Genomic DNA, 15,464 nt, shown 5'->3' with positions numbered 1-15,464 from the left:
CTTCGACGGCACGGGTTTCGGAAGGAATCAATCCGTCAATTTCTTGACGTTGGTCTTGATCTTCTCGCTGCGGATAGTGTTGACCTGCTCGATGTTGTTGTCCTTCTGGAACTGCTTGTACTTCTTGAGGATGCCATCGAAATCCGATTGGCTCCCGGCGCGAATCATGCCGACCATCGTGGTCGACCAGTTGGTCTGAATGGCGGAGAGCGAACGGGCTTCCGCGCTACCGGTATCCGGCGCGATGTTCTCGATCTTGAACTGCGGTGTCAGGTACTTCTGCCCCCAGTCCTGCATCTGCCAGACGGCGTCCACGTAGGATGCCTTGTTCAGCGCCTTGTAGCGGTCATGGCCGAAGAGCACGAACTCGCCCATGCGGTATTCCTTCTGCCATTTTTCCGTTTCGTTGAGCCTCACCTGATTGGCCTGCTCTGTCCAAGTGACGGTGCCGTCCGCACTCTTGGTGTATGTCTGGCCTTCGATACCGAAATTCGTCAGCATCTGCCCGTAGTCGCTCAGCAGATATTCGAACACCTGGATGGCCTTCGCGGGATTCTTCGTCTGCTTGGTGATGTAGTTGATGGACCAGCCGCTCAGCCCCGACTGGCTCAGGGTGGGCTCACGCCCTTCGGTGCTGCTGATGCCGTCTACGGCCTCATAGGCAGAATCGGGGTTCTTGGATGCGAAGGTCTGCAGTTGGGTTCCGGTGGACACGAAATTCTGCATCATGATGGCTCCGTATTGCCCTGTGGACACCTTCTCCTTGAAGGTATCGGCATCATCGGCGAAGCTGTCGTCGGAGATGTTGCCCGCGGCGTGCACCTCGCGGAAGGCTTCCAGCCATTTGACGTAGTCGGCGTCGAGATCACGGTCGTAATACCCATCGCTTTTGGTGGTGATGGGCACGCCGAGCATGTCCTGGACGGTGGATTGCAGCGAGCTGTTGTTGTCGGTGAAGTCGTTGAAGCCGAAGGGCGTCAGGTTCGGGAACTTCTCCTTGATGGCCTGCATACCCTTGACGAAGCCCTCGGGTGTGGTGAAGTCCTGTTGCCCGATGGCGTTCATCACATCCTTCCTTACGATGAAGGCGCTGGTCGGATGAATCATGCCGGATTTGTAATCAGCGGTCGTGTTCGAATACGACGGATAGCCGTACACCTTGCCGTCCTTGAGCCTGTACCAGTCGAGCGTCTCCTTCTTGGCGACCTTGGAGAAATACGGGTCGTATTTCTTGGCAAGTTCCTCCAGGGGCAGGGCCCACTGGTTCGCCGTTTGCGACACCTTGGATGTGGAGTCGAAGGTGGTGATGATGTCCGGCAGCTTGCCACTGGCGAAATAGGTGTTGAGCTTCGTGTCGTCTCCGGTGACGAAGGTGATGTCGAGGTTCAGGTCCTTCTTGATCTGCGCGGTAATCATGTCCTTGCCGAAGGATTTGTTCCACCAGTCGGCGTTGACATACCAGGTCAGGGTGTTGTCCTTGCTGGTATCGCTTTTCCACGCGGGGGTGCTGGCAGACACCTTGTATGTCGGATCAGGAAGCGAGGCCGTCGCATCCTTGGCGTCCCCGGAACCGCACGCGGCGAGCGCGGTCAACGACAACACGGCCGAAACCGCTGCGGCCACGACTTTGCCCGCTCTATTCATACTTCTCATTTCATGAGCTCCTTTGCTCTGTATTCGTTCCTCTTGTCATTGGCCAGAACCAAGCTCTCGCGTTGGCATCTGGATGGCTTTGCTTCCTTTGCTGTCCCAGCGCCCCCTTTCAGCCGTGTGACAGGCTTAGCCTTTCACCGCGCCAAGCATCGTTCCGCCGACGAAATATCGCTGGACGAATGGGTACAGCACCAGAATCGGGGCGATGGTAATCATGATGGTCGCCAATCGGACGCCGCGCGATGTGGTATCCAGCACCACCTGACCTACATTGCCCATATCGGAGGCCGCCTGGGAACGTACGATGATGTCGTACAGTCGCATCTGCAGAGGATAGAGATTCTCGTTGGTGATATACAGCTTGGTGGTCATGAAGTCGTTCCATTGGGCCACGCCGTGGAAGAGCGCGATGGTGGCGAGCGCCGGCTTCGACAGCGGCAGAATCACCGAGCGGAAGATTCGCCATTCGCTGGCACCGTCGATTTTGGCGGATTCCTCCAAAGATGCGGGCACCTGCCTGAAGAAGTTCATCAGGATGATCACATCGTAGTAGCTGAACAGCGCCGGGATGATGTAGACCCAGAAGGAATCCAGCAGTCCGAGCGATTTGATCAGCAAATACGTCGGAATCATGCCGCCGCTGAAGAACATGGTGATGATGCCCATCGCGGAATAGAGTTTGCGTCCTTTGAGATACGCTTTGCTGAGCGGATAGGCGAACACCGCGCAGAACAGGGTGTGCGCGACCACGCCTATCGCGGTTTTCAGCACCGATATCAGCAGGGCGTGCCAGAGTTGGTTGTCCTGGAACACTGAGCGGTAGTTGTCCAAGGACAGGGCCTTGGGCCAGAACACGAATCCACCCTCGCTCAACGACTGGTTGGAGGCGAATGAGGAAATCACGATATTCCACACCGGTATCACGATGAGCAGGGTGAATATCACCAGAAGCACCGTGTTCATGATGTTGAAGGTCATCGACCCGTGACGCACCGACTTCCCGGCGTTCATGGCCTGCGGATTATCCAGCTTGACCTTGGCTGTTCTTCTCATGGCTTCCCCCTACAGGACGGACTGGTTGTCGTTGATTTTCTTGCTCACCACATTGGTGATGACCAGAAGCACGACCGAGACGATGGAGACGCCCAGGCCTACTGCCGTGGCATAGGAGAAGTCCCCCTGGGTGAGGCCTATTCGGTAGACATAGGAGTTGATGACTTCCGACTTGGGTTGGTTCTGCGTGTTCATCAGAATCAGCGTCTGGTCCAGGTTCGAACCGAAGAGCGCGGAGACGGAGAGCACCAGATTCAACGTGATCATCGTGCCCAGCTCCGGTATCGTGATATGCCAGATACGGCGTATCTTCGATGCCCCATCCATTTCGGCGGCCTCGTAGAGGGACGGGTCAATGCCCGCCATAACCGCCAGATACAGAATCGTTCCCCAGCCCGCTTCCTTCCATACGTCCGAAAGCGCTGCGATACCCCAATACTTGTCGGCATCGAGCAGATAATTCGAGGATGCGTTGATACCGACGAAATTCAGTATTTCGTTGAGCAGACCGTTGGTGGAAAGCCAGTTGATGAGCATGCCGCCGAGAATGATCCACGAGAAGAAGTGCGGGAGATAGGTGAGCGTCTGCACGATGCGTTTGAACGGACCCCATGGCACCTCGTAGATCATCACTGCAAGGATGATCGGCAGCACGAACCCGAGCGAGAGCTTGATGGCACTGATGCCCATGGTGTTCCACACGGAATCCCAGAAATATTTGTCACTGAGGATGATACGGAAATTCTCCCACCCCACCCAGGGAGCTCCGGAGATGGTATCCACGACCGTGTAGTTCTTGAATGCCAACACCAGACCATAGATTGGAATGAAGTTGAAGACAATCATGAAGATGATGCCGGGTGCGACCATCGCCTGCAACTGCCATTGATAGATGAACTGACTCCACCACTGTCGCATTCTTGCCATCATGCCCGGCTTCGCGCCCTTGGCTTGCGGCATATCGTGTGCTGAGGCTTGCAATGCATACCCCCTTCTGTAATGCTGTGCTGCGGTTTCCCCGAGATCCTGCGCATTCGACGCTTCACTGCGACGTGATGCGCGTGCTGCAGGGTCCGGAAGAATCCGCATTCCACGGTTTCGTACCGTCGACTACGAGTTCTGTTGCTGACATTCCGCTGTCATGATTACCGACACGCGTGCCCCGTCTGCAGGGAACGAAGGCATCCTAGGGTGCTTCCCTGTCGTTGGTTTCGTGTGCGGACAATTCGGAACGTCATCGTTCTGCTATTTGTACGAACATCAATATACTGACTGGTCAGTTAGATGTCAAATCTTGGGTCAAACTTCCTTATTCTTGCTGTTATAGCAACGAATTATAGGATTTGCTCGGCGTTTTCCATAGATGATAATTTGATTTTTTACTTACTCATCAGTAATCTAATATGTGTTTGCCCCATCATTGGGCGACAGACAACCGGCAACGAAGGCGGACAGGCCTGCATGGTCGCAGGTCATGAAACAATCACGGTATGCAGCACCGACGCAGCGCTTCGCGACACAGCCCACGGCCGCACTGCACGGTTCCGGCTTCAACACAGAAAGGGACGGTTATGACCGACCACGGCTCGGCAACACCTCGATATCTCGACCCCCAAGCGGGCATCGGGACCAGAATCGACGACCTGCTCTCACGCATGAGCGTCGAGGAAAAAGTCGGGCAGCTGATGCAGCTCGACGCACAACACGATCTTGAACACAAGGTACTCGACATCCATGTCGGTTCCATTCTTCACACATCCCCACAGAATCTCGTCGAAGCCGCGGAACTGGTACAACGAACACGGCTGGGCATTCCGCTCATCGTCGGGGAAGACTGCATCCACGGCTATTCATTCTGGCCGGGGGCGACCATCTTCCCGACCCAGCTCACCATGGCCGCATCCTGGAATCCAGACCTTCTCGAACGCTCAGCACGAATAACCGCAGTGGAGGCCTCCGCCACGGGAGTGCACTGGACCTTCTCCCCCGTGCTCTGCATAGCCCGCGACCTGCGCTGGGGCCGGGTCGACGAGACCTTCGGAGAAGACCCGCTGCTGATTGGCACACTGGCCGCCGCCATGGTCCGAGGCTACCAGGGCGAGGGTCTCGACGACCCGACCAGCATACTGGCCACCGCCAAGCATTTCGCCGCATACTCGGAGACACAGGGAGGGCGCGATGCCTCCGAAGCCGACATCTCTCACCGCAAGATGCGCTCCTGGTTCCTGCCTCCCTTCGAACGCGTGGCAAAAGCCGGTTGCAGCACCTTCATGCTCGGCTATCAGAGCACCGATGGCATCCCTATCACCTTGAACCGATGGCTGCTCAACGATGTACTCAGAGGCGAATGGGGATATCAGGGGATGCTGGTCACCGACTGGGACAATGTCGGACGCATGGTCTGGGAACAGAACATCCAGCCGGACTACAAGCATGCAGCGGCTGCCGCCATCAAGGCAGGCAACGACATGATCATGAGCACACCGGGCTTCTACGAAGGAGCGCTGGATGCCCTTGAGGAAGGCATGATTGAGGAGACCGACCTGGATGCGCCTGTCGGGCGGATTCTTCGACTGAAATTCGCACTCGGCCTCTTCGAGAATCCGCGCATACCGGACCAGACCAGAATCGCCGGCGACATCGGCACACCCGAGCACACCGAGCTCAACCTCGAAGCGGCCAGGGCATCGCTGGTGCTGCTGAGCAACGACGGCACCTTACCGCTCCTGCCCGCGCACACGACGTCGCCTGCGCCTCGGACCATCGCACTCGTGGGTCCGCTTGCGGACGACCCCAACAACCAACTCGGAGATTGGGCCGGCGGTTCGGGTCAGGTCGGCTGGATTCACGAGGAGCCCAGAGAGACGGTGACCACCGTGCTCGACGGGTTGCGCAGCGAAATTCCCCAGGATTGGGATGTGCGGTATGCAAAGGGCGCGGATATCCTCACGCTGGAAAGCGACCCTGCAGGCGCATACTTCCCCGACGGGCAGCCGAGACCGCCGGTCCAGCAGGCGTGCTCTCCCGATCCCGCCATGCTCGACGAAGCCGTATCCGCCAGCGAAGCCGCGGACGTGACGGTCGCCGTCGTCGGCGATGTCATCGAACTGGTGGGCGAAGGCAGGTCGACGGCCACCCTGGAGCTGTTCGGCGCTCAGAACGCTCTGTTGGAAGCGGTCAGCGAATCCTGCAAACGTCGCGGGAAGCCCTTCATCATCGTATTGATGGCCTCGAAACCGCTGATACTGCCCTCGTGCGCAGAAGACGCGGCAGCCGTCATCTGGGCAGGCAATCCGGGAATGCAGGGGGGGCGAGCCCTGGCGGAACTTCTGCTCGGCAAAATCGAGCCCAAGGGCAGACTGCCGATATCCTTCGCCCGGCACAGCGGACAGCAACCAACGTATTACAACCAGATACGCGGCCAACACGGTCTGCGCTACGCGGATCTCACCCAGGAACCCGCCTACTGCTTCGGCCAGGGACTATCCTATTCAACCGTTGAATACCAGACCGCGACCCTGGACGTTCTAGGCAGCGATGGCGAAATCGACCCGAGCCGCTCGCTCGATGACGTTCATGCCGATGACACGCTCCGCGCACGCGTCACCCTGCACAACACCGGCGACAGGCAGTCGCTGGAGACGGTGCAGCTCTACATTCACGATGTGGTGACCTCCGTCAGCTGGGCGAACAAGGAACTCAAGGGATTCACCCAGGTCTTGGTACATCCCGGGGAGCACGCTACCGCGACCATCGACCTCAGCGTCGCGGACTGCACACTGGTCGACGCCGAGGAGAAGCGCGTGGTCGAGAACGGCGATTTCGAGGTGCTCATCGGCTCGTCCTCGAAGGATTCGGACTGCCAGACGCTGAAATTCACCGTCAACTAAGCCGAAACCTCCAGGCATGCCCGCTGTGAAGCGGTTTGTGTAGGGATGTTTCAACGAATGGCGGATTCACGTCAGTGAATCCGCCATTTTGCAATGCAGAGACTCTTGGTATAGCCAGAAATCCCTACACAATCGACCTGGACCGGTCAGCGCCTACTCGCCCGCCACCGCGATGGCGTCGATCTCGACAAGAGCGCCCTTGGGAATCATGTTGTTGCCGAAAGCCACGCGTGCCGGCTTCACCGAAGCGATGAACACCTTGGCATATTCCTCGTTCACGGCCGCGAAGTCGTCGACGTCTTTCAAATAGATGGTCGCACGAACGATATTCTCCATACCGCTGCCCGCAGCGTCGAGAATGTTCTTGATGTTGCGCAAGGCCTGAGTGGCCTGCTGCGCTGCAGACTCACCGGCAAGCTCACCGCTTGCGGGGTCTATGCCGAGCTGACCGGAAACGAACACGAAACCGTTGGCCTTCACGGCCTGGCTGTAAGCACCCAGTGCGGTAGGTGCGTATGCGGTTGCAACTTCCTGAATGTTGGCGCTCATGATTCTCCTCGATCGACGACGATAAGCTTCCTTCATCATTCAAGATACCGCCGTTGCCGCCGGCCATCAAACCTCCATCACCCGGCCGAGATGCGAGAACCTACACCGTGCTGCACGAAGACGGAGTCGAGTTGCCTCATACCACCAATGGCATGAGGCAACAGGAAATCGGATGTTGTCACACTCATCGTCGTGAGCGCAGCATGACCTCTTCGATAGCAGCCATCACCGAATCAGGCAGGTGCGACCACTGCAAGTCGCCGACTCGACGTGGTCCTCGATTCAGCGCTCTCAATCCGGACAGACTTTCCATACCATCCGCATCCACCGCAGCCAAGACTTTCTCCTTGGTGAGATACGGCATCTGAGCATCGAAGAGAATATCGAATACCTCGTCACGCAGATTCTGCGAACGCAGTCTCACTCCGCTCTGCTCAACGTCGGTGAAATCGATGTCCACGTGAGAGGAACGCCGAACCCCGTGAACATCCACCCTCATGCTCGACGTGTCTGCGTCGTAGGAAAGATCGCACCTGGCCTCGATCCCATCCACGAACACCCGAGCATCCGTGGGTTCGACACCGCGCAGGATAATCTGCCAGTTGCGGGAATCGGGCATGGTCCGCAGACTCCCCGCATCCGGAACAATGCTCAGTCTCGCACCATCCACATGCCAGTCAAGGGTCACCGTCGTTTCCACAAGTCCGGCCTGTTCGGCAGCCCTGGCGAAATCGGCGGACTCCGGGAAGGTTCCGTCATCCTCGCGTAAGACGAATTTTCCGTTGTCACCGGGGAACACCACCAACGTCAGGCTTTCGGGATTCGACACATCGTTGATCCTGCGCCCTGCCTCGGCGCCTGCAGGAGGAAGCTGCTGCAGCGGCACGATACCGCCCGCCTTGGCGAACACCGGAATCCTGTCCAAGGGGCGCCAGACCTGCATCATGCGCCCTGCACTGCCGCTCGACAGATATCGTCTTCCGTCGAAGAAATCAAAATACTCCCCTTGCGGGAACCAGACGTCGGCGTGGCCCAACCTCGACTCGGTATCGACCGGCTCAGTGATCGGCGCCACGATCAACTGGGTGCCGAAACGGAACTGGTTGGGAACCTCGTATGACTCCTCGATCTCGGGATGTTGCCAATACATCGGTTCAACCAACGGCTCGCCGTCATACGCCGCTCTCCAATTCATCGTATACAGATAGGGAATCAGACGATGCCTAAGCTTCAATGCCTCGTCCATGACCGATCTGACTTCGGCGTGGAAGTTCCACGGCTCCTTCGTATTGAACGATGAGGCTGAGGAATGCAGACGGTTGATCGGGCTGAAAGTTCCGAGCTGGTACCACCTCGCTTCCAGCTCCTCATCTCTTGAGCCGTACATGTGTCCGCCGATATCATGGCTCCACCAGCCATATCCGATATTGCTCGCCGTGGCCGTGAAGCACGGCTGGAATTTCAAGGAATCCCAAGACACCAAGGTGTCTCCCGAGAAGCCTATCGGATAGCGGTGCGAGCCCGGTCCCGCATAACGCGAGAAGGTGAGCGGCCAGCGCCCTTCACGACCGGAATCCAGATAATGCAGATGGTTGAGCATCCACAAGGGATCCAACCCCTCCATGCGCGTCACACCACCCTGCTGCCAATCCAGCCACCAGAAATCCACCCCTTGCCGTTCCAGATCATGGTGCAGGTCAGCATACGCCTGCACAAAACGCGGACGGGTCAGATCGAAATCAACCGTTTGCCCCGTACGCGGATCAATTCCCAGACTTTCGGCCGCCTTGACGTATCCTTCCTCGAACGCCCTGATGCCGTCACGGGGATGAACGTTCAACGTGACCTTCATCCCTCGCCGATGCAAGGACGACAGGAAACCTTCCGGATCCGGGAAGAGCTCACGATTCCAGGTATACCCTGTCCACCCGGAACCATACTTCGGGTCGATGTCGACGACGTGCCAATCCATATCGATGACCGCGGTGGTGAAAGGCAGCCCCTCCTTCACGAAGCGACCCATCAGCGCCAGATACTCCGCGGCATCATACTTGTAGAATCTGCTCCACCAGTTGCCGAACACGAAACGTGGCAGGAGCGGCGTATGACCGCTCAACGCGTAGAAGGCCTTCACCGCATCACGGTATCGATGCCCGTAACCGAAGAAATACAGATCCTGTTCCTGGTGTTCCCTTGCAAAGATCCAGGAACCATACGGATTGGGCTCGCCCTTCACTCGATCGGCGGGTGCCAGCACCTTCGATGCGGAATCATCGATGACGGCCCAGCCGTCCCTGGAGCACAGCCCCTCCCCAAGGGGTATCGCACCGTCCGCCTCATCCAAGGTCCTTGCCGTTCCTCTGAGATTGCCACGAGAATGTTCGCCGTAATGCCAGGTGTTGAATTGGGAATCGACACCCTTGACGACCACGCTCAGTCCCTCCTTGGAGAAGGGTTTGCCGTCATAGGTCACGTGCAGCGCATCGGTATCGATAATCGTGAGGTCGCCGTGGTGCGTGACTCGGTACTCCGGCGTTGGACCGAATGACCTGTTCCAGGCTATCTGTGTTGGCAGATCCTCGAAAACACCGTCATCCGACCACTCGAATCTGAGCAGTGCCTCATCAAGAATACCGATGCGCCAACATTCGCCCTGCACGATAGCGTCAGGGTTCATACCTGCCTCGGTCGTGGGCGTGAAAGCCACAAGGGCTTGGGATTCCTTCATACTCGTGCGTTCCTTTTTCAATCGAGTTGTGTGGTGATCCGAGGAGGATCTCACTTTCCACTGCCTGACGCTATGCCGGCGATGAATTGTTTCTGGAAAATCATGTAGACGACAATCACCGGGATGATCGCAATAGATGTCGCCGCGAACAGACCACCGTAGTCGGTCCCATACTGACCGTTGAACATTTTCAGCCCAACCGACAACAGCTGTTTTTTATCGTCCGTGATCATCAGGAAGGGCCAGAGATAGTCCTCCCAGTTCCAGAGGAAGGTGAAAATAGCCAGAGCCGCAATGGTGTTATGACTTATCGGCAGAATGATGCGATGGAAGATCCTTGAGTCGCTGGCTCCGTCCAACTTCGCCGCCTCAATCAGCTCGTCAGAGATCCCGCCAATCGACTGCTTGAAGAGAAAGACCCCAAAACCGCTCACGAGACCCGGAACGATAAGCGATCTGTATGAATCGAGCCAACCGAAATCCACCATCATCTCATACTGAGGAATAATGGTTACCGCCCAGGGAATCATCATGGTGCTCAACACCACGCCGAACAACACATCCCGTCCCCGGAAGTGCATCTTCGAGAACACATACCCCAGGACGGCGCTGGTGTAGATGATGATGATGGTTTTCACCGTTGCCACGAAGAGCGAATTGGCGAACAGTCTGAGGAAGTCGAATTTCTGCTGAATTCCCGAATAGTTGGACAGAGTCGTCGGCGTCGGGAAAATCGAGGAGGTGATTTTGACGATGTCACTGTTGGTCGCGAAGGATGAGATCAGCATCCACAGGAAGGGAACGATCGTGATGAACGCCAAGGCGAACAACAGAATCGTCAACGTGATAGAGGCTGCTTTTTTCATGATTGCTCCATGTCTCCGGACGCTCTGAACATCAGTATGGTGAGGACTCCGGTTATGGCGAAGAGAATGACGCTCATTGCCGAAGCGGTGCCAAAGTCGTATTTCTGGAAAGCCTGATCGAAAATCAGATAGCTGATGGTGTACGTCTCCGTACCGGGGCCGCCTTCGGTCATGACCAGAATCTGCACATAGGCCTGCACATAGGTGATCAACGAGGTGATCACGATGAACAGCGTGGTCGGTTTGAGCAACGGCAAGGTAATCCGCCAGAAAGTCTGCCACGAGTTGGCACCGTCAATCTGGGCCGCCTCATAGACGTCCCTGGGCAGATTCATCAGGCCCGCCAGGTACAGGACCGTGGCGTAACCGAAGTCTTTCCAGATGGTCATGATGATGATCGCAGGCAGCGCCCAATGCGAATCATTAAGCCAGTTGATGTCAAGACCTGTGACTTTGTTAATCATGCCGAATTGAGGATCGAACATCCACATCCACACAAAGGACACAGCGACCAGAGGTGTGATCGTCGGCATATAGAACAATCCACGCAGCGAATCTTTCGCCTTCACCAGGCGAGAGCTCAGCAGCAGTGCCAGGCCAAGGCCCAGGATGATTCTGAACACGATGGAGAACACCGAGAAATATGCGGTGTTCCATAATGATTTCCAGAAGAGACCGTCAGTCAGCACGGCCTTGAAATTGTCCAATCCGACCCAGTTGTATGTACCTACCAGTGGATTCCACTCATGCAGACTTCCCGCGAAAGCCTTGTATATCGGATAGACCATGAAGATACTGAAATATACGATTAACGCAGTGACCGCGATATTGCGCATATTGAACACCCGTTGCACCACGGTGTCATTCCCGTCCCTGACCCGGCGCCGTTTCCCCAGCACGCCAGGATCACTCTGTGAAGCTGCCATTTCCGCCCATTTCCAAACGCTTGTTTTCCTGCAATGTCAAGATTCGCCAGGAATCTGCGTATTCAAGGTGCGCACCGCACGCCTTGAATACGCAGTTCCCCCAAAATTCGATAGAGATCTACGCTCACTGCTGAGCGGCGGCCTCGTCATAGAATGCGTACTTGCTTTCCACCGAAGTGAAACTGCCGCTCTTCATATCCTTATCGATCTGCGTCTGTGCGTCGCTGACGGCCTTGGAAATCGATGTGCCGTTCTGGAACACGTTCTGGAAGGCCTGCTTGGGGCTGGTCTCCATAGTCGACGGGGCAGGTCCAGGCCAGATGAGCCTGTCTATACGAGGCTTGATCGCCGCCATAACAGGATTGGACAGAATCTGCTCATCATTCTGCATGCTCTTCTTTGCAGGGAAGGAATTCAGGGCCTGCACCGCATAACGCTGGAAGTCGTCATTGGCGAGCATGTATTTGACGAAGTCCTGTGCCACCTTCTGCTGCTCTTCGTTCTGGTTCTTGTTGATTCCGGCGGTTGACTCGCCGTTATACCGGTCATAGGCGAACGGCGTATCTTCGGTGAACGTCGGAGTAGCGAATACGCCGTAGTCGATATCAGGGTATTTCTCCTTCATCGTGCCTTCCATCCACCCCCAGCGATACACCATTGCGGTCTGGCCGTTGCCGAAACTCTGGGTCGCGTCGTCACCGAAATTCGTGGCTCCTACCTTGTCCTTGTCATACAGGTCCTTGAGGAACTGGAGATTCTCCTTGGTGACGGCATTGTCGTAGTTGCCCTTCGTGCCCGCCTTGTTGAACATCAACTCGCCCTTTTGATAATTCAGGCCCTGCCAAAGCGCGTCATACGTACTGTCCCCGTTGATATTGAAACCGGCCTGCACCATCTTGGACCCATCGAACTTCGTAAGCTTTTTCGCCACGGCGACGAGCTGGTCCCAGGTTTTCGGGATGTCGCTGTCAGTCAGACCTGCTTGCTTCCACATCGTTTTGTTGTAATAGATGTTGCCGGTGTTGATGACCGAATCGATATAGGCTACTTTGCCGTCGACCTCATGTGTGTTGACATTGGTGTAGTCGGCTTCCAGATCCTTGATCGGAATATCATAGTTGGCGAGGTATGGGCGCAGCAACGCATCCTGCGAATTGTGCACGTTGAACAACGCAGGCCCGTTCTTGCCTTTGAGCGCCAGCGGGAGCTTAGTCCAGTAGTCGTCCCACGTGACAGTTACCACATTGATTTTGACATTGGGATAAATCTTTTCGTAATCCTTTATCAGTGAGATCACCGGATCGGTGCTCTTATCTCCCCAAGTCCAGTAATCGACCGATATCGGCTTACCTCCGTTGACGAGATGATTGGGGTCGTATTTGACGTTCTCGCCAAGGACTTCGAGCCCTTTGTCGCTTTTGGTATCGGTTACTCCTGAAGATTCACCAGAGCCACCGCCGCAAGCAGCCAGTGAAATAATGCTAAGCGTTGCAACACAAGCAGCGACACAGCGTTTGAGATTCATTTTTCCCTCACTTCGTTGTAAGTATTGAAGAACACGACTACTTTACAACTAGGACTTCTGAGTTGTCAAAACAAATTCTCATGTAAATATTGTCATTTTATGCAAAGCTTTGCAATACTGCCCTTGTTTCTCTACACTGTGCTCGTGCACCCGATGGCGCATTGTGGACAGACGGCGGCCGTAACCACGGGCATACGAGCAGTACGCCAGGGACAACAACGATTCTTCGATTCAAAGGATACGATTGCTACAGCTTGCAGATAGGAGGCAGCGATGAAAGCCAGCATCAGCGAAGTCGCACGACAATCAGGTGTCTCGGTGGCAACGGTATCCCGTTCCTTCACCCGGCCGGAACTCGTTTCGGAAACCACCAGAGCCAAGGTTCTCAAAGCAGCGGAATCCCTCAACTTCGCCGTTTCGCGAGCACCAGGCACCCTGAAATCGGGGCAGTCACTGAGAATCGCCCTGCTTATTGGCAGCGCCGATATTGAATGGTTCACTGCGGGAATCATGTCAGGTCTGAACGCGGTGCTTCGCGAGGAAGGATATGACCTGGTGCTGTATCCGATAGACAGTCTCGAAACGCGGAAGGACTTTTTTGCGGATCTCCCGTTGCGCCGCAATGCGGACGCGGTAATCGTATCCTCCTTCGACATTCTTCCTGAAGAAGTAACCAGACTTAAATCCATGAACATCCCCATCGTCGGCATCAACGTCTCTTCGCCTTCCGGATTCAGCGCCTCCGTCAGCATCGACGACGGCACCGGCATCGGGCTGGCTGTCCGCCATCTGCATACACTAGGGCATACGAACATCATGTATATTCTCGAGTCGTTCGGATCCTCATTGAGCTTCAGCTCACAACTGCGGGTTACGGGATTCATCAAAGCCTGCGAGAAACTGGGCATACATCAGCAGGTGTTGCAGGTCGATGACGACGACACCTGCATCAATGCGGCCATGACGGCGCTGCTAGGACAACAAGAGCCCGCAACCGCCCTTTGCTTCCACCAGGACTCACTCGCCGTGCCCTTTCTGTTCCAGATAAGGAAATACGGGATGGACGTTCCCAAGGACATATCGATCACAGGTTTCGACGACAGCACCTTCGCCGAGGAAGTCGGGTTGACCACCGTCAGACAGGATCCGCGCGCACTCGGAATGATTACCGCGAAGAAAACACTGGCATTGATCCGAGGCGAGCATGTCGATGCCGCTCATCAGACCGTACCGGTCGAACTCATTCTGAGGCACACCACGACTCGGGCACAGCCTTCAACACACCACCGGTGACTGGTATTCACTGACCGCAGTGGCATCATGAGTCAAGGCATTACCGGGAAAGTGGGCTTAATGGGATTCGAACCCACGACCTTCTGCTCCGGAGGCAGACGCTCTATCCACTGAGCTACAAGCCCGTATGCCTAACGGCAACCCGTCCATACTATGCCAATACCGCGTCAAATGCACACGCGGCATCGAAAGCCCCTCCCCTCTAAGCGTCGCAGGTGGCACATGCACCCGCCCGGCGACCGGCACCAGCGTGCCCACATCACCGCCAGACCCTACAATGATGGCATGAGAGACGATCTGAGCGACTTCGAATACGAACGACGATTCTTCTGCCATGCCTTCCCTGCGGATCTGGATGACGGCGACGCACCGATTCTCATCGTTCAGAGCTACTACGTCCATCAGGATAATTTCGCACTCCGGGTGAGACTCCAAGCGCACAACGTCCGTTTGGCCATGGATGGTAAGACTCAGGCGATCGCGACGCTGCAACGCCACCGTGACGCGTTCACGGACGCCTCCGTCACCGTCAAGGGGCCGGCAATCGGTGGAACCCGGTACGAAGCGGAGAGGGACATCGACCCGGATGTCGCCGTCGAACTCGTGCTTCGCGGAGGCTCTCCCATAGTCAAGAACCGCTATAGCGCCTGGCTTGGGGAAGACGGCTGGGACATCGACGTCTTCGGCGGAAGCAACGCGCCGCTTATCGTGGCGGAAGCGGAGAGACGCGGCCCCGTCACCGACCTGGTAATACCGGACTTCTGCGTCACTGAAATCACGGACGACGTTCGCTTCTCCAACGACGGTCTGGCGGAACGCCCCTATGCGCTGTGGAAGGAGCAATTCGAATATGAGCTGCTCACCACGGGCCCGCATTTCCTGGAGGGCTTCGGCACGAACCGCAGAGAGAAGCACTGAGCTTACGACGTCAATGCCCGCGCCACACGGTGGGACAACGACGTCAATGCCGACACCCTTCAG

11 protein-coding genes and 1 tRNA gene are annotated in these 15,464 nt (G+C 56.3%); 3 read left to right on the top strand and 9 right to left on the bottom strand.

Annotated features, from left to right (window positions below; translation table 11 throughout):
* Positions 1-27: 27 nt before the first annotated feature.
* The 3 genes from DB51_RS02170 to DB51_RS02160 form a co-directional block, all read right to left on the bottom strand.
* Entirely contained in the window at positions 28-1,653 is a 1,626-nt protein-coding gene (locus DB51_RS02170; RefSeq protein WP_202961982.1) for a type 2 periplasmic-binding domain-containing protein, read from the bottom strand.
* 126 nt (positions 1,654-1,779) lie between these two features.
* Positions 1,780-2,706, bottom strand: coding sequence for a carbohydrate ABC transporter permease (locus DB51_RS02165; protein ID WP_034250883.1), 927 nt, complete (start codon positions 2,704-2,706; stop codon positions 1,780-1,782).
* A 9-nt stretch (positions 2,707-2,715) separates the two neighbouring features.
* Entirely contained in the window at positions 2,716-3,687 is a 972-nt protein-coding gene (locus DB51_RS02160) for an ABC transporter permease (protein WP_238548272.1), read from the bottom strand.
* 590 nt (positions 3,688-4,277) lie between these two features.
* Between DB51_RS02160 and DB51_RS02155 the strand changes: the two genes are divergently transcribed.
* A complete protein-coding gene (locus DB51_RS02155; protein WP_034250882.1) occupies positions 4,278-6,596 on the top strand; it encodes a glycoside hydrolase family 3 N-terminal domain-containing protein in 2,319 nt (772 codons plus the stop codon).
* 153 nt (positions 6,597-6,749) lie between these two features.
* Here DB51_RS02155 and DB51_RS02150 read toward each other — a convergent pair whose 3' ends face one another.
* From DB51_RS02150 to DB51_RS02130, 5 genes are all read right to left on the bottom strand, one after another.
* Positions 6,750-7,145, bottom strand: coding sequence for a Rid family detoxifying hydrolase (locus DB51_RS02150; protein WP_034250881.1), 396 nt, complete (start codon positions 7,143-7,145; stop codon positions 6,750-6,752).
* Positions 7,146-7,329: 184 nt separating this feature from the next.
* Positions 7,330-9,873 carry a glycoside hydrolase family 31 protein gene (locus DB51_RS02145; protein WP_084674494.1) on the bottom strand — a complete coding sequence of 848 codons (2,544 nt, stop codon included), beginning with the start codon at positions 9,871-9,873 and terminating at the stop codon, positions 7,330-7,332.
* 50 nt (positions 9,874-9,923) lie between these two features.
* Positions 9,924-10,739, bottom strand: coding sequence for a carbohydrate ABC transporter permease (locus tag DB51_RS02140; RefSeq protein ID WP_034250880.1), 816 nt, complete (start codon positions 10,737-10,739; stop codon positions 9,924-9,926).
* Positions 10,736-11,575, bottom strand: a complete 840-nt coding sequence (locus DB51_RS02135; protein ID WP_051867193.1) for a carbohydrate ABC transporter permease — start codon at positions 11,573-11,575, stop codon at positions 10,736-10,738. Before DB51_RS02135 ends, DB51_RS02140 begins: the two co-directional genes overlap by 4 nt.
* A 214-nt stretch (positions 11,576-11,789) precedes the next feature.
* Entirely contained in the window at positions 11,790-13,190 is a 1,401-nt protein-coding gene (locus DB51_RS02130; protein ID WP_034250879.1) for an extracellular solute-binding protein, read from the bottom strand.
* A gap of 273 nt (positions 13,191-13,463) precedes the next feature.
* Here DB51_RS02130 and DB51_RS02125 point away from each other — a divergent pair, with 273 nt between their 5' ends.
* Positions 13,464-14,483: a LacI family DNA-binding transcriptional regulator gene (locus DB51_RS02125; protein WP_034250878.1), complete on the top strand. Its 1,020-nt coding sequence runs from the start codon at positions 13,464-13,466 to the stop codon at positions 14,481-14,483.
* Positions 14,484-14,535: 52 nt separating this feature from the next.
* Here the strand turns inward: DB51_RS02125 and DB51_RS02120 are convergent.
* Positions 14,536-14,608: transfer RNA gene (locus DB51_RS02120), tRNA-Arg, on the bottom strand.
* A 160-nt stretch (positions 14,609-14,768) separates the two neighbouring features.
* Between DB51_RS02120 and DB51_RS02115 the strand changes: the two genes are divergently transcribed.
* Positions 14,769-15,401 (top strand): CYTH domain-containing protein, encoded by a 633-nt coding sequence (locus tag DB51_RS02115; RefSeq protein WP_034251310.1) that lies wholly within the window; start codon positions 14,769-14,771, stop codon positions 15,399-15,401.
* Positions 15,402-15,464: the final 63 nt, after the last annotated feature.

The organism is Bifidobacterium crudilactis (assembly GCF_000738005.1).
Classification (GTDB): Bacteria; Actinomycetota; Actinomycetes; order Actinomycetales; family Bifidobacteriaceae; genus Bombiscardovia; species Bombiscardovia crudilactis.
This window is presented reverse-complemented; position numbering and strand designations above follow the sequence as displayed.